Raw genomic sequence first — 22,528 nt, 5'->3', positions numbered from 1 at the left:
GATTTTTAGCTTGTGATACCTGGTTACTAATGGCTAAATATTGTGGAGGCTGGCATTTAGCGTTTTCTATGGATACTAATTTTATACTTTCATTTTTTCTGCTAATGGGATTCCGCTGGCTGAAGTTCTGATATATTCGCCCCAGGTTAGGTTGTCCTGGCCTTCTACATGGGCTTTTGCACGTTCTATGGCATACCTTGCAGAAGTTTCAACTGCCCATTCAAAGTTTTCCAAACCTACGCTGGATACATCTGCATCCGGTGCGGGATTACAAAAATCAATGGCATAAGGAATACCGTCTCTAACGGCAAATTCAACGGTATTGAAGTCGTAGCCCAAATATTGATTCAGTAAGATCACATAGTCATGAATGGTTTTTAAGAGTTTTTCACTGGATGGCGGAGTATCCACCACATATCTTAAATGAGCGGGGTTTCGCGGCTCATACTGCATGATTTTTACATATTTCCCGCCGATACAATAACACCTGAAGTACTCATTGAAAATGATTTCTTCCTGAAGCATCATGACCGTTTGTTTGGTTTGACTGTGCTTATCAAAGAAATCTTCCTTGTCTGTTAATTTGTAAACTTCCTTCCAGCCGCCGCCATCAAAGGGCTTCATATAAGCGGGGAAGCCTGTATATTCAAAAATCCCTTCCCAATCCATGGGGAAAGCGAGGTTGCTGAAAGACGCGTCAGAGGTATCTTCCGGTTGATCGTAAGATGGGATTAAGGCTGTTTTCGGAACCGGAATCCCCAGTTTCACCGCCAATGCATTATTGAAAAACTTCTCATCCGCACTCCACCAAAATGGATTATTAATAACGGCTGTTCCGGTAATTGCTGCATTTTTCATGGCTGCGCGATAAAAAGGAACATCCTGAGAAATGCGGTCAATAATAACCGCATAATCCAAAGGATTGGCTTGAAAAATTTTATCAATGCTAACAGATTCTGCGATGATATCCTTTCCTTCGATTTCATTTACACGTTTTATAAAGGCCGCTGGAAAGGATCTTTCCTGCCCGAATAAGATTCCGATTTTTTTCATTCGTTGTCGATTTATAGGTTCTGTTTTGCTTTTGTTGGTGGATTCCTATGCGTTATTGCTCCTTAATTATCTTTTTCTATTCTTTTTAATATTGAAATGTCGTTAAAACTTTATGTTGAATCCCTTGCTTTTTAAACAAAATAACAAGGTTAATGTTCTGTCAGCTATTTGGTTATACTCCTTTGGAGCTCTGGTTTTTAATTACTGAGTAGCCTTTGATACTGTTGATTACAATTGTGAAATGTATTCCGGAAACATTTCACGCCATATGGGCCAGTCATGATCTGCATTTTCCCGGACATCCAGCCAATGGTCAATTCCTTTCTCTGTTAGGATTTTCGAGAGCCGCTCATTGTCTGTTTTGCAAGGGTCCCTGTCGCTTGTTCCAAGCGCAATTTTCATGTTCCATAATTCACGGTTTTGATCATGAGGCAGGAAATCTACCGGATTATTGAAATAAACATCATCATTATAGAAGTCGTTCAGGTGGCCACGAATGTCAAATATGCCACTCATACTAAACACATGACTCACCAGCCATGGATGTCGGAAGGCGAAGTTTGCTGCATGGTAACCGCCAAAACTACATCCGGCAGTGATGATTTTCTCTACGCCTGTTTCCTGTCTGGCGATAGGGGCAAGCTCTTTTAGTAACAGCTGATCATACCAGATATGGTTTCTGATCCTATCGGCAGGGGTAATATTGATGTTGTACCAGCTGAGTTTGTCGATACTGTCTACGCAGTAAATTTTTACTTTTCCCTCCTCTATAAACTGTTGTACCGAGTCTATTAATTTGAAATCTTTAGCCTCATAATACTGGCCCATACTGGTTGGAAACAGTACAATCGGATAGCCACTTTTTCCGAAGATTAATAGCTCAAAATCTGCGCTCAAATGCGGACTATACCATTTTTTATAGGTTTCAACCATAATACAGAAATTAGCTGCTTTAAGGTATAGAAAAGTATTTTTAAACACAAGATATATTTTCATTTCCACCTATAAATCTGTCGGTTGTGTAAAAATATTGGCAGTGGCAGGTTGTTTTTGTGAAGAATGGTACATTTGTCAACTATTCTATTGCTATGTTACTTTCTAAGGTCATCCATATTCAAAATACCCTTCCTTCTGCCATTTTAAAAAGAGAAGTTACGCTTGAGATTTTTATCCCTGATAATTTATTGGGGAATGAAACTTTAAACCTGTTGCTTTTAAATGACGGTCAGGATGCGAAAGCATTAGGTATTGAGGAAACTTTGAATGCGCTTTATGAAAAGAACAAACTGGAGCCATTGGCGGTGGTAGCGATCCATGCCGCAGAAAACCGTATTCAGGAATATGGAATTGCAGGCATGCCAGACTTTCTTGGCAGGGGGGCATCCGCCAAAATATATAATGATTTTGTGGTAACAGAGCTACTGCCCTATATTGAGCAACAGTTAAAATTGCGTATCAATGGAAAAAAAGGCTTTGCAGGATGCTCATTAGGGGGGATTTCAGCATTCGACATTGTTTGGAAGAATCCCGATTGTTTTGACCTCTGCGGTGTGTTTTCAGGAGCTTTTTGGTGGCGTGGAAAAGACCTTAAAGATGGATATACAGACGAGGACCGCCTGGTTCATAAAATGATACGTGAAACCAGCACAAATACGGACTCAAATCCAACGCTTAAATTCTGGCTCATGACCGGAACTGAAGATGAAACTGCCGACAGAAACCGCAATATGATCATCGACTCGATTGACGATACGATTGATGTCATCAAAGAGTTGCTAAAAAAAGGATATCAGCGTCCGGAGCACATCAGCTATTATGAAATGGTAGGCGGCAAACATGATGCATTGACCTGGTCTAAAGCGCTACCTGCCTTTTTATGCTGGGGTTTTGGCCGGAAAAGTTATTCTTAGCCATGTTTTTAGTCAGAAATTCAGGACAAGCCATTCCCTGTAATCTCCTCAATCTTATCTGAAGGATAAATAAATACCCCTTCAGTATCCTTCAATGACACTTTTAACATCGCCAAAGCCACATTTTCAATCTTTATACTCCTATATTTCCGTAGGCCGCCAATTAAAACCGGGTTTAAAACACGCATCACGGCAATCATAAAGCCTTCTGCGCTACGGTGTTCTTTACGTTCACCATCCAGTAAAGAAGGCCTGTAGATATGGATGCTTTTGAAAGGAATGCTTTGCAGATCGCGTTCAGTTTCCCCTTTGGTACGCGAGTAAAAGATGCTGGAATCGGGGTTCGCACCCATCGACGAAACCAGGTGATACTGCGACGCACCATTTGCCTGCGTAATCGAGGCAGCATCCAGCGGATATAAATAATCGATTTTACGATACTGTTCCTGATCAGGTGTTTTACTTTTTGTCGTGCCCAGACAGCAGAAAACCACATCTCCTGTCATTTCCGTCCGGTAATCATTCAGTTTTTCAAAATCCACGACCAGCTGCTGCAGTTTCGGATGTTCGCGATTCAGCTTCTTTCTAACCACAATCAGCACGGTGGCATACGCCGGACTATTGAGCAATTGCGTTAACAGACTAGATCCTATTAAGCCACTGGCGCCAAGTAATACTGCTTTTTTCTTCATATAGTAAGGGTCTCGTTTTTTATGATCAGAGGTAATGATTTGGTAACCGGGGTTAAGGTTTTTATAAATGAGCTACTAGTTTTTATTAAAATGTTGGGCAATTGTTTTTTACAACGGATCCGGCGCTTAACCAGTTTTTTTATAAAAACCAGTACTTCAACTTATCGACCTCTACAAAGTACGAATTCCCCCTTGTAGCTACAATAAACCTTAATAATAAAACGGTCATTACGATTGTATTATAAAGCACTCGTTATTTTTCATTATTTGGTCTTAACTAATTGATTGATATGTCGATAATAAACTGTATCTTTGCGCAAAAATTTACACGCATTTTATGCAAAAAATAAGAAATATAGCTATCATAGCACACGTTGACCACGGCAAAACTACACTGGTTGATAAGATCTTACACTCTTGTTCAATCTTCCGTGATAACGAACAATCGGGAGATTTAATACTTGACAATAACGATTTGGAACGTGAACGTGGTATTACCATCGTTTCCAAAAACGTATCTGTTATGTATAAAGATGTAAAAATCAACATTATTGATACCCCTGGTCACGCCGATTTTGGTGGTGAAGTAGAACGTGTATTGAAAATGGCTGATGGAGTATTGTTATTGTGTGATGCGTTTGAAGGTGCAATGCCTCAAACTCGTTTCGTTACACAAAAAGCTTTAGCTCTTGGTCTAAAACCAATCGTTGTTGTAAACAAAGTAGATAAAGAAAACTGTCGTCCGGAAGAAGTTTATGAGCAAATCTTTGAATTGTTCTTCAACCTTGAGGCTACAGAAGATCAATTAGATTTCCCTGTAATCTACGGTTCATCTAAACAAGGATGGATGAGTACAGACTGGAAAAACCCTACTACAGACATCTTCGCACTATTAGATGCTGTTGTAGCTAACATTCCTCCTGCACCAACAAATGAAGGTACATTACAAATGCAAATCACCTCTTTAGATTATTCATCTTTCGTAGGTCGTATTGCAGTTGGACGTGTTCACCGCGGTTCAATCAAAGAAAACCAACCGGTTACTTTGATCAAACGTGACGGTAAAACTGTTAAATCAAGAGTAAAAGAATTATATACTTTCGAAGGTTTAGGAAAAATCCGTGCTACTGAAGTAAGATCTGGTGATATCTGCGCTGTTGTAGGTATTGAAGGATTTGATATCGGTGATACAATCGCTGATTTTGATGCACCAGAGCAATTGCCTGTTATCAAAATTGATGAGCCAACGATGAATATGTTGTTCACAATTAATAACTCACCATTCTTCGGTAAAGAAGGTAAATTTGTTACGTCTCAACGTATCAGAGAACGTCTTTACAAAGAAATGGAGAAAAACTTAGCCCTGAAAGTGGTTGAAACTGAATCTCCTGATGCTTATTTAGTATACGGTAGAGGTATTCTCCATTTATCAGTTCTAATCGAGACTATGCGTCGCGAAGGTTATGAGCTTCAGGTAGGTCAGCCACAGGTTATCATTAAAGAAATTGATGGTAAAAAATGTGAGCCTATTGAAACTTTAATCGTTGACGTTCCTGGTGAAGTTGCTGGTAAAGTAATTGAATTGGTAACACAACGTAAAGGTGAATTGTTGATTATGGAGCCTAAAGGTGACTTACAACATTTAGAGTTTGAAATTCCTGCACGTGGTATCATCGGATTAAGAAATAACGTATTAACTGCTACAGGTGGTGAAGCGATTATGGCTCACCGTTTCAAAGCTTACGAGCCTTGGAAAGGTACAATCCCTGGAAGATTAAGTGGTGTATTAGTTTCAATGGAAAAAGGTAGTACTACTGCTTATTCAATTGATAAACTACAAGACCGTGGACGTTTCTTCGTTGATCCGGGTGTTGAAGTTTACGAAGGTCAGATTATGGGTGAGCACATCCGTGACAATGACTTAGTAGTAAACATCGTTAAAGGTAAAGCATTAACTAACATGCGTGCATCTGGTACTGATGATAGCAACCGTATTGCTCCGGCAATTAAGTTCTCTCTGGAAGAAGCTATGGAATACATCCAGGCTGATGAGTACATCGAGATCACACCTTTAAGCATGCGTTTACGTAAGATTCACTTAACTGAAGCTGCACGTAAAAACAACAAAATTGCTTAATTTATAAAATTATCAATATTTGAAAAGCCCCTGGACTTCATGTTCAGGGGCTTTTTCTATTTAGAAGTCATAAGTCGGACCCGGAATTTAAGGAGCCCTTCTTTTTTCTTAATTTTGTGCATTATTAAACATAAATACAAGATCACATGGAATCATTGAAAGGAAAAAATGCAATCATTACCGGTGCCGGAAAAGGACTTGGACGTGCCGTTGCCATCGCTTTAGCACAAGAAGGTGTGAACGTAGGTTTAGCCGCAAGAACTACCGCTGATTTAGAGAAAGTTGCCGCAGAATTGAAGCAATATGGCGTTAAAACGGCCATTGCAACCATGGATGTTTCCGACATCAATGCTGTAAATAACGCAATCGAATCTTTAAAATCAGAACTTGGTGCAATTGATATCCTGATCAATAATGCCGGTATCGGTGCCTTCGGATCTTTCATGGAACTGGAACCAGCGAAATGGGAAGAAATCATCAAAGTAAACCTTTTAGGTCCTTATTATGTAACCCGTGCTGTGCTTCCTGAAATGATTGAAAGAAAAACAGGTGATATTATCAACGTATCTTCTACCGCAGGAAAAAATGGTGCAGCAGTAACCAGTGCCTATAGTGCTTCGAAATTCGGATTAATCGGATTGTCTGAATCACTGATGCAGGAAGGCCGTAAACACAATATTCGTGTAACGACTTTGGTGCCGAGTACAGTGGCTACAGATATGGCAATCGACCTGAAATTAACGGATGGTAACCCTGATCGCGTGATGCAGGCAGAAGATTTTGCAGAACTGGTAGTTTCTCAATTGAAATTAAACCGTAGAGTTTTTGTGAAAGAAGCCGCTTTGTGGTCTACAAATCCTTAGTTTTCTAAGCGGTTAAAATCAAAAGAGTTTCTTTAACAGATCAAAAGAAATATAATAAGGGGAGGAGCGTAAGCTTTTCCCTTTTTTTATATCCTTAGTCGTTAGTGCGACGGTGGCGGATATAGTACTGCCCTAAGTTAATCGCAATAAACAGGTGATTGATGACATTCGGGACGAAACCATAATATTTGGTAAAGATTTTGAAACGCTCTTTCAGGCTCGCCATGTGTTTCTTTTTTGAAATTCCGCCAACCAGATACTTGGCCACATAACTGTGCGTATTGACAATACTAGAGGCATTTTTAGCGGCTCTGATGATCCAATCGATATCAGCGCTATACTTATATTGCAAATCGAAAGGTCCCGCCAGACTGCGTTTTACATAAATCGCCTGATGGCTGATACACATACCATATCTAAAACTTCTCCAGCTAAAAGTTTCCGGAGCGCGGTGCCTCCTTTGTCCCAGGCTATGCCAGTTTTCATCGTACATTTCCGTCTCCCCATAATAAATATCGGCAGTAGATGCACTTTCAAAAATCTCAGCAACGGTTACCGGAGCGTAAATCTCATCACCGGAATTCATGAACAATACATAATCACCGGTAGCCAGCGAAAGTCCCTTATTCATCGCATCATAAATCCCCTTATCCGGCTCAGAAATAAACTGCGCCAAACGTGATTTATAATTGTAAATCGTGTCTTTAGTGCCATCAGTGGAGGCTCCGTCGATCAAAATGTATTCAATATTCGGGTAAGTCTGATTCAACACAGAAAGCATCGTGCGCTCAATATCCTTTACATTATTATAAACGATGGTGATGACGCTGAGCTTTGGTTGCATAGTTGAATTCTAAAGTTAATGTGGGTGTAAATTAATCAGGGACTGATACAATAATAAGTGTTTTTCTGCAATAACTGCCTCCGAAAACTCAGTTAATATCGTTCTTCGGGCTTCTTTTTGAATATCAGGGGCATTTTCATCATGGTACAACCACTCAATTCCGGTGGCGAGATCTTCCGAGGACTTATAATTGGCCAGGTATCCATTTTCAAGGTGTCTCACCATGTCAGGGATACCACCCGTTTTAAAGGCCACTACAGGTGTTGCACAGGCCAGACTCTCCATGACCGTGTTCGGCAGATTGTCTTCCAGAGAAGCTGTGATAAACACATCTGCGGCAGAGTAACACTTGGCCAGGTGACTATCATTGTTGATCGTTCCCAGAAAAGTCGTTTTAAAAGGGAATTCCGGCATATCCACATGGTCTTTATTACCGAAAATCACCAATTCTATATTCTCTTTTATGATCCCCGGCCTTTTCGCCAGATCGTTTAAAGCATCAACAAGGTAAGAGGTTCCCTTGTGTTTGTCATTTTTTGAAGGCATAAAGCCGCTCATCATTACAAACTTATCCGGATTTATCTTTAATATTTTCTTTGCTTCAGATTTCACATAAGGTTTGAAAACCTTGGTTTCAATCGTGTTTGGAATCACGGTAATTGCTCTGGTCCCCAGTAAACTGCTCAACTTTACAGAGTCTGCCATCCAATGACTAGGTGCCACAATGTGACAATTTAACTCAGAATAGGCTTTTTTCTTCTGTAACCAGTTCCTGTGGGAAAAATCATGTTTTCCGCTAAACTTTAACAAGGGACAATTGCCACATTCTTTATGGTAATTTTCGCAGGAATAACGCACATGACAACCGCCCGTAAACGCATTGCTGTCATGAAAAGTCCAAACCACCGGTTTATCCAGCTCATCTATCTGTGCCAGAAACTTTGGCGATAAAAATCCATGATTGATCCAATGTAAATGAATAATATCTGCGGCTTTAACTTTTGGGTGATGAATGACAGATCTGCCAAACCATTGTAAAGAAAAAGGAGTTTTTAATGCTTTAGAGAAGGCTTTCGACAAATACCGTTCTGCCAGAATCTTAAAAATCGCAACCGCTTTCTGGAAAGGGCTCCGGTTAAAAGCAGTAGTCAGTTTGCTTTCTTTAAATTGAAAATAAACCATCACTTCAGAATCTACGTCATGTGCTTTTAGCGCATCACTTAGCCTCAGACAAGCCCTTCCGGCGCCGCCATTTCCTTCGTATGTATTTAAGTGAACTACTTTCAATCTATCAAAATTAGCTGTTATTGTTAAATTCTTCTGTATTTTCGTTCCAAACTAGAAGCGCTGGTTCGTATGCCGCTAAAATTAATTTAAAAATTGAAACAATCCTAAGCTGTAAGCTTACAAATGGTTTATGATCATAATATGACAATAAATCAGGAGTTTAAAAACAATTAATTCAGCAACAACTGGTGTAAAATACTAAAATAGCTAAAAATATCATATGGAAAACCTGTTAACCGACAGACAGTTTTGGGTAAATTATTGGGAAAGTAAAGCCGGTTTGACGGTTAATATTCCATCAAATTACTTGTTTCATCAGGAACTTGGCGACATTATCAATAAACAGGGGGTAAGAACGGCAATTGAATTGGGTGGTTTTCCGGGATACTATGCTGTGTTTCTGAAAAAGTATTTTAAACTTGATGTCACCCTGCTTGATTATTTCGTGCATCAACCGGTCACCAATGCACTATTGGAAGCCAATCAATTGAAACCAAGTGATATCAATATTATTGAAACAGATTTGTTCAACTACCAGCCAACGCAACAATTTGACCTGGTCTTGTCTTGTGGACTGATCGAACATTTTAACGATACCGCAGACATCATCAACCGCCACATCGCTTTTGTAAAACCAGGAGGAACGTTATTTATTACCCTCCCTAATTTTAAAGCGCTGAACGGCTGGTTTCAAAAGTCTTTTGACCGCGAAAATTACGATAAACACAACATCGATTGTATGGATCCAAAACTGCTGGCTAACATCTGCAAACAAGCAGGTCTGGAAGTAGTGCAAGCTAAGTACTTCGGGAATTTCAGCCTATGGCTCGAAAATGAGCAGCAAAAACCATTAAGCGTACGTATTTTAAAGAAAACTATGTGGTTTGTGGGAAAAGTTTTTACGAAAATAATCCCTTTTAATTCGAAGATGTTATCTCCTTACATTATCTTAGAAGCAAGAAAAATGTAAGGATATATGGGGTTAAGCTGGGGGTACTCGCCTAAAGTTGAGAAATACATACCATTAGGGGATTACCCCGCAGATCAGTACCTCATCATTGCGCAGCAAGCCATCGAAAATCTCGGATGGAAGTTAAGCCATATTTCTGAATCAGGCTTAATTGCTTACACCGGCCTTTCTTTTCAATCCTATAGCGAAGAAATTTCTATTCGTATCAAATTAAACTTTGCCATTTTCAAAAGCGAATGCGTAGGCGTGCAGATGCTGTTTAATGATTACGGAAAAAATGAAGAGAACCTTCAGAAATTCTTTGATGAGTTTGAGTATGTGCAGTTTCAACTGAAAGATATCTGGGAAGAGCGACTAAGCCAATTCCATGCACATATTGCGACTCAGGATGACCAGTATTTCGAAAAAGCCCCTTTAGCCGTAAAAAATAAGATCAAAAACGTACTGTATTTGTTTATACCGCGAAAGGGATATGTAGTTACGCCTATTCTTTTGATCTTGAATGTTTTATGTTTTCTGCTGATGATGGGGGTATTATTGTTTCATCTTGTGCAGGGAAGAGCTGCCGGATTAGATCGCTACGAATTAAGGGATGTCGGGAAAAAAGTTTGGATGAGCCTCGGTGTGAATTCCAGAGATCAAGTGCTGGCCGGGCAAATATGGCGGTTAATCAGTTATCAATTTGTTCATTTTACTTTCTTTCACCTGTTCTTTAATATGTTTGCGCTCATTTATATCGGCCTGATGGTTGAAAATAAACTGGGTAGCTGGAAAACATTAGCCGTTTATCTGTTAAGTGGTATCTGCGGCGGTTTGATCAGTGTCATTCCTTATAAATTTATCTTCATGGGGGGTGCGTCCGGAGCTATTATGGGGATGTTTGGTGCTTTTCTGGCCTTGCAAATCTGTAATGCTTTTGAGAAAAACGCAAATAAAGCACTCATGATCAGTACCGTTATTGTGTCTGCTTTTATGCTGGGTAATGGCCTGCTAAGTAAAGATGTAGATAATGCAGCACATTTTGGGGGGGTAGTATCTGGATTTGTGCTGGGCTACTTATTATACAATCCAGGGCTTCTTAAACGTAAAGTACACATTTACCAGCGGTCAGCCATCGCCTTTTTGTTGGTGTTCAGCCTCGGTTTTGGTGTCCTGAACTTTTCTCCAATTTATCAGGTGCAGCAATACAAGGAGCTGCGCGAGCAGTTTATCGAAAACGAAAATCTTTTCAAGGAGGTCTATAACATGACCTGGGGTATGCCCAGAGCAGAGAAACTTCAACTGATAAAAAAGAACGCTTTAGATGCCTGGGAAAGGAACCTTAAGATTGTGGCGAAAATGGAAAAACTGACGCTGATGGCCAGAGATAAAGCCGATCTGAAATATAGAGCCAAAATGGCCAGACAAGGGCAGGAGATTGGGTTTTTGATGTATAAGGACCATCAATCGGAAGAAAGACTATTAAAATTTAAGATTCAGAAGAAACTCAATGAATTCATCAGGCTGAAGGCTGATGAAAGCGATAAAATGGTCAAATGGGATTAAAATTCCCGGCAGGACAACCCGTTCTGTAGTTGTCGCTCATTTGGGCTGGACACTAGGCCAGGCGCTGTTTAACATATCTTTTGATCCTTTCCCAGAAACTTCCTTTTCGCGTCGACAGGAAACTTTTAATAGTCTCATAGGCGGCTTTACTCTCTTTAATCTCCGATGGAAACTGTTCGATTCGTTTAGGATTAATGATCACATTGTAAATGTCGTTGATTCCGGAATGAATTCCCGAACCATCATGTCCGATGTTATTGACCAGCGACTGGGAAGGATTTAAGGTTAATCCCCCTTTTAAAAAGATAGAAGCGTACCAGCGGATGGCCCAGGAATTGTTTTTTCCTTTTTTAAAATCCTGCATCTGCTTCCAGAAATTCATTTTATGTTCAATGGAGAACTCAGACTTTTTCTTTGCATCAAACTGACTCATTAAAGTATCAATGTTCGGCTCAAAATGTTGCCATGCACGTTCCCATGTTGCCCATCCCCAGCTGGTTGCTGCACGGTAAAAAAACGTCTCCGGGAGCTCGTTTTCCGGAAGGGGATACATGTAAGCACCGATGTGCATTACCTTTTCATGCTTGCGGTAACGCGATAGCCCATCATTGAAATAGGTCAGGGTGTGCGGAGAAACGATCAGGTCATCTTCCATCACAATCACCTGCTGATAATCTTTAACCAGGCGGCTAACGCCTGCAATCACCGAATTCGCCAGACCCATGTTTTCCGGACGTTCAATTACTTCTACAGATTTGAACCCCTCTATGCTTTTCAATAATTCGCGAACCTCCAATACCTTTGCCTCATCTTCTGCGGATTTAAAGCCATCAGAAAACACAAATAACCGGCTTTCTGAGGCCAGCGTATTCTGCCTGAGGAATTTTAAAGTACGTTCCGTGTGCTTCGGGCGGTTATAAACGAATAAAGCAATGGGTGCAAAAACTTGCATAATTAGAAGATCTCCAGATTTTGGTTTGACTTTTTAGTAAGAACGGTATAGGCGTTCCCAAATTGTTCCCGCTTATTTTTTCCAAGGATAGCACCAAGGATGTTTTTAATGCGGTGTTCGAGTTCAATTTTTAAGGTATTGACTAAGGTTTTTGGTGTTTTCTTTACTTTAAACTCGCAGAATTTAATCGTGTCAATAGGGGTAAGGGAAGTCTTATCGGCTTCCACCACAAAACCTTCACTTTGCAATAGAAAACGGATCAAAGTGGGCGTGTACATATTGATATGGCCGTAATCCAGGAAATGTTTCATCCTTCGGTCTACGCCAAAACGATAGTCTAAAGGCACCTCAATCACCAGATATTTCGCGACTCTTTTTAACTCCCTAAGCAACACCCGTTCATGTTCCACATGCTCTAAAACATGCGCAAGAATCACCAGATCAAAGCTGTCGTCGGCATAAGGGATGGTGTAACCATCAAAACGCTGGACTTCCTTTAACCTGTTCAACTTGCGGTTTTTGATCAGTTCAACGCCACTATCCGCAATTTCCAGCGCATAAAGCTCCTCACCAAAATTCCACTCATTTAAATAATGTAATATACTGCCATCACCCGCCCCTACTTCCAATATCTTCTTTGGCTGAATTCCCTGACACACCTCTATCAGGTTTTTTGCTTTGGATTTTGCACCAAGCATACGCCATTCTACATCGTTACTGGTGTAAAATTCGTTGTAAGAGGCTACAATATCTTCTGTGATGATGGCCATTTGATTAATCTTTTATACCGTCAATGATCAAAGAAGAATAACCCAGTGGTTCGTTAAAACGTTTATCGAACCTTCTGGACCTTAGAATATGGCCGTCCTCGCTTTTCCAGTCTATAAAATGAAACTGTTTGTTTTCATCGTAATATTCTAAAAGGTTGACGCGGAAACCTGCATCTTCCAATACTTTACTTAGTTTCTGGTAATCGTACAACAGCTTATGGTCATGCGAACCCTCACCATGTCCGCCAGGTTTTACCTGCTCGATATAAGCAGGATTAGGGTGAAACCCGTCTGGTACCGCGATTCTGATGCTGCCACCTTTCTCCATAAATGCATAACAGTTTTTTAAAGCAATCAAGGCATCAGCATAGCTGATGTGCTCAAATACATGTTCTGCAAGGAATTTTGAAGCTTTCTTATCGCCAAACAACTTCTCAAAAGAGCTTGTTTCCAATAAGTTTAAGCTTTCTATATTGGTAGGTAACCAGTTTTCATAGGCGGTATTCTCTGATCCAATGATGATGTTCAAAGGGCCTGTAGCGTTCTTGATTTTGGACTTCAACTGTATGAGGTCCAGTATGTTTTTCGGTTTGAATACGATTGATCTTACTACCTTTCTTAAGGAATTCATCTATAAATATGTGTTTTTTGTAAGATGGAACGGTCATGGTCGCACATGCTACGGTTCACCTGTATTGTTTGTTTTTATACCTTATCGGTTATGATTCCTTGACTCTACAGGTGATAGGATCACCAAATATCAGCCAATTTATACCTCATAGCTTAACCATATGAAGCAGGTCATTTGACTGTCAAAGTTAAAATGTTAAACGCAAAAAGCTAATATATCCGTATAATTATTGGGAGAGATAAATTATTTAGTTGCCTGAGGTCTCTTTTTGACCTTTTCAAACAGGGTAATCAGGAATAAAGATTTGAGCATCATGATACCTTGTTGCCGCGTTTTTGGAACGAGCAAAATCATAAAATTGGAACTGAAATAAGCAATCAGCGTGGCAACTGCGGCACCGGTAATGCCATATTCAGGAATCCACCAGATGTTTAAAACAATGTTGATAAGCGCCCCTGCACCGGTGCGGAGCATGGAAAGTTTGGTATAACCCTCCGCAATCAGGAATTGACCACTGGCAGTACCCAGAAAAGTGAAGATTCCGGCCCAGATGTGTATCGTTAATACATGCGCTGCCGGCCAGTACTCCGGAGTATAAAATAATTTGTAAATGAAAGGGGAAGCAATAGTGATAAAAAGTGCAATGCTCAGACTGATCCAGACCATCAGGTCGTACATGTTCTGCATTCTCCTTTGATACCTTTCCGGATCGTCTCTTTTGGCATTCATAATGGCCGGAAAAACAGCGGTTACAATAGCCACAGGGATAAAATACCAGGCTTCAGAAAGCTGCACAACGGAGGAATAGATCCCCTGTTGTTCGGAACCTAAATACCCCTGAATCATCAGCGCATCGATTTTCATATAGATCGAAATCAGGATGGCTGAAAAAGCCATTGGCCAGGAGTTTTTTAGTAAAAACCGCGCTAAAGGGCTTTCAAACTTCCATTCAAAGATGGATCCACCTTCTTTTTGGTAGACGTAAACGTAGCCAACGGCCAATGCAATCACATCAAATAGTAAAGCGGCAATAAACCAGTTCAGGCTCATGCCAAGCACAATCAAAAGCACTTTGAAGGCGGCAGACAGGAGGTTTCCCATCACCTGTACGCTCATGATAAACTTCCCTTGTGCTTTTGATTGGAAATAGCTGTCGATGATGTTAAAGGCCTGGAATATTCCGGTAAAGCTGACAACCATGATATAAGATAAGGGCGCATCCAGCTCGGTTATACCCATTACAATATGGTAAGCGATATAAACCAGGGGGAGCACAATGATCCCGCCAATCAGTTTCATGATAAAAGCAGTACCGAGTAACTGGTTTTTCTTTTCCGGGAAACGTAAGAGTTCCCTGGTCACAAAACCGTCTAATCCCAAAGCTGCGGCGGCAATGAAAAACGTAGCAAATACAAGCGGATAGTTGTAAACCCCAAATTCTTTGGCGCCTAAATAGTTGCCGACAGAGATGCTGACCACTATTTTTATCGCCAGACTGCCCACACGGGCAATCAACAGCCAACCTGCATTTTTTGCGTATTTTTCTATCGCTTCCTGGTCAAAACCAGGAATCCTTGGGATTTTCATGCTCGCCTGTTCCTTGCTAAATTAACCTAGAGGTGCACCAACAGGGAGCGCGCAATCGTGACCTGGAAGACCATGCGCAGGGTTTAATTTTGCTTCTTTCTGGTTAGCAGGAACCTTAGGTTCAGCGGTAACCGGTGCCGTTTGAGGAACTACAACAGGCGCAGCAGTAGCAGCAGATCCAGTTGCTGGTGCTGCCGTTTGTGCATTTAATGGTGCCCCAACTGGCAATGCGCAATCATGAAAAGGTTGTCCATGTGCTGGATTGTTTGCTGGTTTTTCTCCGCTTGCGGTTACCGGGCCAGTAGTAGGAAGACCACCAGGAGTTGGGGTAATCACATTCTGACTTTGTTTAGGTTCACTGTTACAGGCAGAAAGTGCCAGGACAAAACAACTGATATAAAGAATCCTTTTCATAATATTATACATTTATTAATTTCAAATAGAGAGAAGCAAAGATGTGAAATAAGTTGGGTTATCGTTTAAAGCTTAGGTCAATCCTATGTAATTGTTGCAGATGGTGGTCCAGGTGGATTCCGATAAAACGCAACCACTGAATAGCATTCAGGTAGCCCAGTCTGGGGTGTGCCGTCTTCAATGTTTTGTCTGCATTTTTGATCAATAGAACATCTTCTGACAGTTGTTTAAGGAACTGATCCATTAACTCATTTGCCTCTGTTTTACTGATTTTTTTAAGCCTTTCGGCGAGTCTTTTCGGCGCTTTAAACTTCTTTCCCGGAGGCAAAGTGCCAAAAAACAAGATCAGTTTTACCGCAAAAGCAGTGGGTTTCCGCTCTCCTTTGCCATTTATCGTATCCGTCATCTCCCTTAAAGAAAGGATACTGGCATCAAAAACATGAAAATACACCTCGCTATAAGACCAGCCCCTGATAGGAGGAGTTTCCTTAAAATGTTCCTCGTTTAGCCCGGCCAGTTTCTTTTGATAAGCCAATACCAATTGTTGGATCTTTTGATAATTTTTGCCGGTACCCATTGTATTTTAAGATTTTTGTTTGTCAATGAAATCAATGAAGTCTTGTTTGGTAAAGTAAGAGCTGAAAGCTGCGGATAATTTGAGCATATTCTTCTGATCAGCAATAAAAGGATAGGCGCTTTTCGCAACTTCCAGTCGTTCGCTATCATATCTTAATTCTTTTAATATCGTAGACAGCTGATCTGTAGTGACCAGGGAGCTTTTCAAAGCTATTCTGATCAGTTTTTTTCGCTCATCAAAGAAACTGGCGTTTTTTATCAATGCCACCAACTCATTCAGCTCTTTCGGAGTCATAAGCTCTCCATAGTCGCCGCCGGAACCCTGGCCTGGAGTAGGTGTGTTGTTAAATATGGGCCTGTCCCAGTTGTCCAGGGCATACTGTCCGCGGTCATACAAGTTTAAAGTAGCAATGTTTCTCCAGCCGGTTCGTGGCGAATAACTGGCCAGCAAACGCGTATTCATGGACACATTAATGCGCTTGCGAAGTAGCTCAGCATTGTCTTTCATCACCACCACAGTGGCAAAGCTATTGCGGATGTCATAAAAGCGGAACCTCCCGTAAGATGATCCTGCGAATTCATTATCGACATACACTACATAATTGCCGCGGTCAGGAATTTCAATAAATAGTTCGGAAGTACTGCGCGCATTTTGTCCAAAAGTAATCGTGGTTTGCAGGAGCACTGCAAACAGGAAGAGCATCTTTCTCATGATGTATTTATCAGGTTGTGTTTGGGTGATCGAACCTTATTCCGGAAGATATTTCTTTGAAACAAGGTTTATAGTATTTAAATGAGCTTTGTAGTATTACAAATGAGGATTAAAGTATTAAAAAACCACGAATATCACTTTAAAAATGATGTAATAGTTCTTCCAGGTGATTGATTTGCCAGGCCACATCGGTTGGTTTTTCCTTGTGCAAAGGGTTAAAAAAGATCGCTTTAATCCCGAAATCCTGTGCGCCGCGAATATCAGCTTCCAGACTATCACCAATCATGATGCTTTCCGGTTTTGTGGCTTTTGCTTTGGCCAATGCGTATTCAAAAATGGCTTTATCGGGCTTGTTCACACCTACATCTTCAGAAATGATCACATTTGAAAAGAATGGGTTTAATCCGGATTTGTCCATTTTGGTCAGGGTACTCTCTTTAAAACCATTGGAAATAATATGGAGGGTATATTTCTCTTTCAGGTAAGTCAATACCTTTTTAGAGCCCTCAAATAAATTGGTTCTGATGGGTGTAAGACGTACATAATCTTCCTCAAACTGCGCAGGAATCAGCTCTGGTTGTACACCAAGTTGTAGAAAAGTTTTGCTGAAACGCTCAGAACGCAAGGTTTCTTTAGTGATTTGTCCGAGATGATACTGTGCCCATAATAAATGGTTGTTTTCTGTATAAGTGGCAATGAATGCGGCTGGCGACTCCATGCCTAATGCGGCAAGTTCATAATGATGGTACAATTCCATCAGCGTCTCCTCGGCATTTTTGTCAAAATCCCAAATCGTATGGTCTAAATCGAAGAAAATATGTTTAATCATGCTGGTTTTTTTATGCTGGTCATCAATAATGAATGGTGATGCTGATGAGCGTTGCAAAGATAACAACAACCAGAACTTTTAAGTATCGAAGTAATCTGGTGGCCATCATATACTGACTGTGGGCATTTTCCGGGGTAATGGGCGTTAAATAATTGAAATATTGAGGGAAATTATTGACGAAGGTCAGCAGTATATAAAGCGCAGTACCCACCATCGGCAAGCTGTAAATGTCAGACCGATGACCAAAACTATCGGCTTCTCCGGAGAAATTAAAGTGAATGGGGATAGATTCCGGCAAGCCCGAGTATTGTACAAACACGCATAACCACATGGCTGTTAACAGTAAAAAACCGATTCCTTCAATTATTTTATCAAATAAAGATAGTTTTAACTTAATAACGGGTCTTTTTGTGGTAGCCATGGTCTTTTATTTAACGCTATAAGCGCTATTGTTTGACGCCATAAGCGAGGTCACCTGCATCGCCTAATCCGGGTACAATATAGGACTTACTAGTCATTTCTTCATCAATAGCGCCAAACCATAATTTTGCCTTTGGTAGGTTGGCTCTCAGGTGGTTAATGCCTTCTGAACTCGCAATTGCGCAAACAATATGGAGCTCCTTAATGCGGTATCGGTTCAACAATTCTTTGCAGCAAAGGACCATACTCAAGCCGGTAGCCAACATCGGATCGGCCATGATCACCACCTTATCATTTAAGTCAGGGGAGTACACATTTTCCACCTCAACGATAAAGTTTCCATTCTTATGTATCTTTCGGTAAGCGGTAATAAAGGCCGATTCCGCCTGATCAAAAACGTTCAGTAAGCCCTGATGTAAGGGGATTCCAGCTCTCAATATCGTCGCCAATACCGGCTGCTCGATAAGTCGGGCAGTTTTTGCCACTCCTAAAGGCGTTTGTGTTTCTTTTCTGTCGTACTCCAGGGTTTTGCTGATCTCGTAGGCGAAAAACTCACCCATTCGCTCCATATTTTTACGGAAACGCATCGCGTCTTTCTGAATGTTTTCATCACGCAGTTCGGCAAGAAAAATATTGGCAATAGAGTTGGTGGTGTCCAGGTTGAAAATCATCGGGCTAAGCATAAAAGGTGTAAGATTAAACAGCTATTTCGTAAATGGGGTAAGCATAAAAAGAACTAAAATAAACAGGTATAAAAAAAGGTAAGTATAAAAAAGGTTTAATGATTGATACGGTCTGCTGATAAAAAGATCTGCTGATAAAATGGTAGAAGTATCAAATGAGGTATTAAAAATAACAAACCGGATAGCTATATCTTACACAAGGGCGGTTACTTTATGCTGCCAAAGGCTATAAAAACTACCGTTCACAAATTTCACATGATCCATCAGTTCATTTAGTAACAGCAAAGGGTCTTTATTAGTTTTCTTTCCGGTAGTAATTCCTGCATAACTGACTGCAAAAGGAAATATTTTCAATTGAGACTGTTTCTCCATTTGTAAATCATACCAATAAAAGGAACTGCATGTTCCGGCTCTGAATCCTGGTGTATCCGAATAGTACATGCTATAATCCCGGGTAATGTTTTTCGTGGAAAGCTTGATGTAACTCTTTGGAAGCATCAATAATTCTTGCCAATTGGTTCGTTCCCGGGCATTAGGCAACAGAAATTCCGGCGGTGCTGCATGGCCGGTTTTTTCCATTTCGGCAATCAGCCGCTGGATACTTGTCATTTGCTCTGCTTTTCTTTTCCCTCCAAACCGCGCTTTGACCAGCTGATTCATGAAACCAAATACCTTTTTTACCGGATGAAAATCTGATTGAATTTCGGTTGGAATGCCAGGATAAACACTGGAAAGAACACCCTGTTGATGTTTTGGATTTAGAGAATAAGCCACCTTAAAGCTAAAAGCTCTTTTTCGGAACTGAAGGGCTGGAAAATGAAGATGTAGGATGTTTTTTAAAATGAGAGCCCATTCATCAATCACAGGGCTTTGTAACAAGCCAAGTTTATGCTGCAGACTTAAGCGCGCCTGAAATCCCGGCCCCTTTAGGTTGTCGAAAGGCAAGTACTCCTCATACCGGCTCAGAAAATAAAAAGAAGCTGCAAAAGGATCAAAGGGTAAGGTGCTTCCTTCCACCGCAAATGGCACGCGATGTTCTCCAAAATCAGTGGTTTTGATCTTTTGACGCTTAATAGCGTGCTCTGTTAGCAGTCCCGCACTCTTAAAAAACAGCGTTTTTTCTACCGGATGTTTCGCATAGCAAAGTTTTGGAACATCGGCACTGAGAAATTCCGCCAGATTTCCAGGGTATTCCAGCTCCAGGCCTAAAACTTCTTTAAACATGAAGTTGAAAATGTATTTGATACGGGGGCTGATCAATGGAGCATAAACAAGAAGCTTCATAGGTGTAATTTTTAAATTTGGTTATCACCTGGTATCTGGTCGTCAGGAACATGGATCAGGCAGACACCCTTTAACCTTAATATACAGATGAAATTTAAAATTGTTTGTGCGCCGTTATATTTTGTTTTCCTTACCTATCTCGCTGGGTGATAATCGCTTAAAACACCTTGATGTAGCCTGGTCTGTAGCCGGTTCCGGGGCCCTGCATTCTCCTGATGATGTTCAGCTTCAGCCTCCTCCTCAGCAAATAAATCGTTATCTTTGCATCTTCGAACTCAACATCACTGATAAATAGAAAACCTACACATGAAGTTTCAGCTTGTATCAGACTATAAACCAACCGGAGACCAGCCTACTGCCATTAAGCAACTGGTGGAAGGCGTAAACAGCGAAGAAAATTATCAGACACTTTTGGGCGTAACAGGATCGGGTAAAACCTTTACTATTGCCAATGTGATCGAGCAAACTCAAAAGCCAACGTTAATTTTAAGTCACAATAAAACACTGGCGGCACAACTTTACGGAGAATTTAAACAGTTTTTCCCTGAAAATGCCATCAATTACTTCGTTTCTTATTACGATTACTACCAACCTGAGGCATTTATGCCCAGCACCAATACTTATATTGAAAAAGACCTGAGCATAAATGAAGAAATAGAAAAACTCAGATTACGTACCACCTCGGCCTTAATGTCCGGACGTAGGGATGTGATCGTGGTTTCCTCCATTTCTTGTATTTATGGTATGGGAAATCCAGAAGATTTTTCCAGATCCGTATTCCGTTTTTCGGTTGGGACAAAAATCTCCAGAAACAGCTTTTTACACAGTCTGGTCGAAATCTTATACGCCAGAACGACAACCGAATTTAAAAGGGGAACATTTAGAGTAAAAGGGGATACCGTAGACATCTTTCCCGCTTACCTGGATGAAGCTTACCGCGTTTCCTTTTTCGGTGATGACATTGAAGAGCTTAGCCTGATCGATCCTGTAACCGGAAAAACACTGGATAAAATGGAAGATATGGCCGTTTATCCTGCCAATCTTTTCGTAACCCCAAAAGACCGTTTTACCTCCTCCATCTGGGGGATTCAGGAAGAACTGGAAATCCGTAAAACACAGCTTGTCAATGACGGGCACATGCTGGAAGCCAAAAGACTCGAAGAAAGAGTCACTTTCGACATAGAAATGATGAAAGAACTCGGCTACTGCTCAGGGATTGAAAACTATTCGAGATTCTTTGACGGCCGTACACCAGGAATGAGACCCTTCTGTTTGCTGGATTACTTCCCGGATGATTACCTGATGGTGATTGATGAAAGTCACGTAACCGTTCCGCAAATCCGTGCCATGTATGGTGGCGACAGGTCGCGTAAAATGTCGCTGGTAGAATACGGTTTCCGCTTGCCATCCGCATTGGACAACAGACCCCTAAACTTTGATGAATTTGAGAGCCTTGCGCCTCAAACGATATATGTAAGTGCTACACCCGCAGATTATGAGTTACAGAAAACTGAAGGGGTAGTGATTGAACAGGTGATTCGCCCTACAGGGCTATTGGATCCACTGATTCAGGTAAAACCTGCCGTAAATCAGGTGGATGATTTGCTGGATGAAATCGATAAAACCATTAAAATGGGCGATAGGATTCTGGTGACCACACTGACCAAAAGAATGGCAGAAGAGCTGACCAAATATATGGACCGCCTGAACATCAAATGTCGCTACATTCACTCCGAAGTGAAAACTTTGGAAAGGGTAGAGATTCTCCGCGGACTTCGTCTTGGTGAATTTGATGTGCTGATCGGAATCAACTTACTTAGAGAAGGACTGGATTTACCGGAAGTTTCCCTGGTAGCTATCCTTGATGCCGATAAAGAAGGTTTCTTACGTTCGGATCGTGCCTTAATCCAGACCATCGGACGGGCTGCACGTAACGATAGGGGTAGGGTAATCATGTATGCCGATCGGATTACGGACTCTATGGCAAGAACAATCAGCGAAACCAACAGGCGTCGCGATAGACAAATTGCCTACAACCTGGAACATGGCATCACCCCGAAAACAGTAGGAAAAAGCAGGGAAGCGATTATGGAGCAAACCTCTGTGCTGGACTTCTCCGGAAATGCTGCAAGGGCAAAAGCCTATGTAGAAGTAGATGAAGTGAGCATGGCCGCAGATCCGATTGTGCAGTATATGACCAAAGCGGAAATGCAGAAATCAATTGATAAGACGCGTAAAGATATGGCCAAAGCGGCCAAAGACATGGACTTCCTGATGGCAGCACGATTGCGTGATGAGATGTTTGCCATGGAAAAAGTATTTGAAGAAAGATTTAGTAAATCAGCAACAGCTGATCAATTGAAATAACA

22 protein-coding genes are annotated in these 22,528 nt (G+C 41.0%); 6 read left to right on the top strand and 16 right to left on the bottom strand.

Annotated features, from left to right (window positions below; genetic code table 11):
- Nucleotides 1-81: 81 nt before the first annotated feature.
- On the bottom strand, nt 82-1,053 hold the full coding sequence (locus OQX61_RS15540; protein WP_265842690.1) for a hypothetical protein: 972 nt from the start codon (nt 1,051-1,053) through the stop codon (nt 82-84).
- Nucleotides 1,054-1,281: 228 nt separating this feature from the next.
- Nucleotides 1,282-2,049: an alpha/beta hydrolase-fold protein gene (locus tag OQX61_RS15535; RefSeq protein ID WP_265842689.1), complete on the bottom strand. Its 768-nt coding sequence runs from the start codon at nt 2,047-2,049 to the stop codon at nt 1,282-1,284.
- Between the two features lie 92 nt (nt 2,050-2,141).
- On the opposite strand from OQX61_RS15535, the gene OQX61_RS15530 reads away from it, so the two are divergent.
- Nucleotides 2,142-2,963, top strand: coding sequence for an alpha/beta hydrolase-fold protein (locus tag OQX61_RS15530; protein ID WP_265842688.1), 822 nt, complete (start codon nt 2,142-2,144; stop codon nt 2,961-2,963).
- 20 nt (nt 2,964-2,983) lie between these two features.
- On the opposite strand, the gene OQX61_RS15525 is transcribed toward OQX61_RS15530, so the two are convergent.
- Complete coding sequence (locus OQX61_RS15525; protein WP_265842687.1) at nt 2,984-3,655, bottom strand: oxidoreductase; 672 nt, start codon at nt 3,653-3,655, stop codon at nt 2,984-2,986.
- 337 nt (nt 3,656-3,992) lie between these two features.
- On the opposite strand from OQX61_RS15525, the gene typA reads away from it, so the two are divergent.
- Nucleotides 3,993-5,792 (top strand): translational GTPase TypA, encoded by a 1,800-nt coding sequence (gene typA, locus OQX61_RS15520; RefSeq protein WP_265842686.1) that lies wholly within the window; start codon nt 3,993-3,995, stop codon nt 5,790-5,792.
- A gap of 146 nt (nt 5,793-5,938) precedes the next feature.
- Complete coding sequence (locus OQX61_RS15515) at nt 5,939-6,655, top strand: 3-ketoacyl-ACP reductase (RefSeq protein WP_265842685.1); 717 nt, start codon at nt 5,939-5,941, stop codon at nt 6,653-6,655.
- A 94-nt stretch (nt 6,656-6,749) separates the two neighbouring features.
- Here the strand turns inward: OQX61_RS15515 and OQX61_RS15510 are convergent, their stop codons facing one another.
- Together OQX61_RS15510 and OQX61_RS15505 are read right to left on the bottom strand one after the other, a co-directional pair.
- Nucleotides 6,750-7,499, bottom strand: a complete 750-nt coding sequence (locus OQX61_RS15510; RefSeq protein WP_265842684.1) for a glycosyltransferase family 2 protein — start codon at nt 7,497-7,499, stop codon at nt 6,750-6,752.
- Between the two features lie 15 nt (nt 7,500-7,514).
- Nucleotides 7,515-8,786, bottom strand: coding sequence for a glycosyltransferase (locus OQX61_RS15505; protein ID WP_265842683.1), 1,272 nt, complete (start codon nt 8,784-8,786; stop codon nt 7,515-7,517).
- A gap of 220 nt (nt 8,787-9,006) precedes the next feature.
- Here OQX61_RS15505 and OQX61_RS15500 point away from each other — a divergent pair, with 220 nt between their 5' ends.
- Nucleotides 9,007-9,756, top strand: coding sequence for a methyltransferase domain-containing protein (locus tag OQX61_RS15500; RefSeq protein ID WP_265842682.1), 750 nt, complete (start codon nt 9,007-9,009; stop codon nt 9,754-9,756).
- Nucleotides 9,757-9,762: 6 nt separating this feature from the next.
- Nucleotides 9,763-11,301 carry a rhomboid family intramembrane serine protease gene (locus tag OQX61_RS15495; protein WP_265842681.1) on the top strand — a complete coding sequence of 513 codons (1,539 nt, stop codon included), beginning with the start codon at nt 9,763-9,765 and terminating at the stop codon, nt 11,299-11,301.
- A gap of 52 nt (nt 11,302-11,353) precedes the next feature.
- Here OQX61_RS15495 and OQX61_RS15490 read toward each other — a convergent pair whose 3' ends face one another.
- The 11 genes from OQX61_RS15490 to OQX61_RS15440 all read right to left on the bottom strand — a co-directional run bounded on the left by OQX61_RS15490 (nt 11,354) and on the right by OQX61_RS15440 (nt 20,159).
- A complete protein-coding gene (locus OQX61_RS15490) occupies nt 11,354-12,253 on the bottom strand; it encodes a glycosyltransferase (protein WP_265842680.1) in 900 nt (299 codons plus the stop codon).
- A gap of 2 nt (nt 12,254-12,255) precedes the next feature.
- Complete coding sequence (locus OQX61_RS15485; protein ID WP_265842678.1) at nt 12,256-13,023, bottom strand: class I SAM-dependent methyltransferase; 768 nt, start codon at nt 13,021-13,023, stop codon at nt 12,256-12,258.
- Nucleotides 13,024-13,027: 4 nt separating this feature from the next.
- A complete protein-coding gene (locus OQX61_RS15480) occupies nt 13,028-13,654 on the bottom strand; it encodes a hypothetical protein (RefSeq protein WP_265842677.1) in 627 nt (208 codons plus the stop codon).
- Nucleotides 13,655-13,897: 243 nt separating this feature from the next.
- Nucleotides 13,898-15,241: a flippase gene (locus tag OQX61_RS15475; RefSeq protein ID WP_265842676.1), complete on the bottom strand. Its 1,344-nt coding sequence runs from the start codon at nt 15,239-15,241 to the stop codon at nt 13,898-13,900.
- Nucleotides 15,242-15,262: 21 nt separating this feature from the next.
- On the bottom strand, nt 15,263-15,655 hold the full coding sequence (locus tag OQX61_RS15470) for a hypothetical protein (RefSeq protein ID WP_265842675.1): 393 nt from the start codon (nt 15,653-15,655) through the stop codon (nt 15,263-15,265).
- Between the two features lie 58 nt (nt 15,656-15,713).
- A complete protein-coding gene (locus OQX61_RS15465) occupies nt 15,714-16,232 on the bottom strand; it encodes a DinB family protein (protein ID WP_265842674.1) in 519 nt (172 codons plus the stop codon).
- Nucleotides 16,233-16,238: 6 nt separating this feature from the next.
- A complete protein-coding gene (locus tag OQX61_RS15460; RefSeq protein WP_265842673.1) occupies nt 16,239-16,943 on the bottom strand; it encodes a DUF4476 domain-containing protein in 705 nt (234 codons plus the stop codon).
- A 139-nt stretch (nt 16,944-17,082) separates the two neighbouring features.
- The gene (locus OQX61_RS15455) at nt 17,083-17,772 is read right to left on the bottom strand and encodes a YjjG family noncanonical pyrimidine nucleotidase (protein ID WP_265842672.1); all 690 of its coding nucleotides are present in this window, start codon (nt 17,770-17,772) and stop codon (nt 17,083-17,085) included.
- 22 nt (nt 17,773-17,794) lie between these two features.
- The gene (locus OQX61_RS15450; protein ID WP_265842670.1) at nt 17,795-18,193 is read right to left on the bottom strand and encodes a DUF1648 domain-containing protein; all 399 of its coding nucleotides are present in this window, start codon (nt 18,191-18,193) and stop codon (nt 17,795-17,797) included.
- A 25-nt stretch (nt 18,194-18,218) separates the two neighbouring features.
- Nucleotides 18,219-18,863 (bottom strand): uracil phosphoribosyltransferase, encoded by a 645-nt coding sequence (gene upp / locus OQX61_RS15445; protein WP_265843071.1) that lies wholly within the window; start codon nt 18,861-18,863, stop codon nt 18,219-18,221.
- Between the two features lie 204 nt (nt 18,864-19,067).
- Nucleotides 19,068-20,159 (bottom strand): hypothetical protein, encoded by a 1,092-nt coding sequence (locus tag OQX61_RS15440; RefSeq protein WP_265842669.1) that lies wholly within the window; start codon nt 20,157-20,159, stop codon nt 19,068-19,070.
- Between the two features lie 306 nt (nt 20,160-20,465).
- Here OQX61_RS15440 and uvrB point away from each other — a divergent pair, with 306 nt between their 5' ends.
- Nucleotides 20,466-22,526, top strand: a complete 2,061-nt coding sequence (uvrB, locus tag OQX61_RS15435; RefSeq protein ID WP_265842668.1) for an excinuclease ABC subunit UvrB — start codon at nt 20,466-20,468, stop codon at nt 22,524-22,526.
- The last annotated feature ends 2 nt before the right edge of the window (nt 22,527-22,528 follow it).

Origin of the sequence: Pedobacter sp. PLR (assembly GCF_026239675.1) — a bacterium.
Classification (GTDB): domain Bacteria; phylum Bacteroidota; class Bacteroidia; order Sphingobacteriales; family Sphingobacteriaceae; genus Pedobacter.
This window is presented reverse-complemented; position numbering and strand designations above follow the sequence as displayed.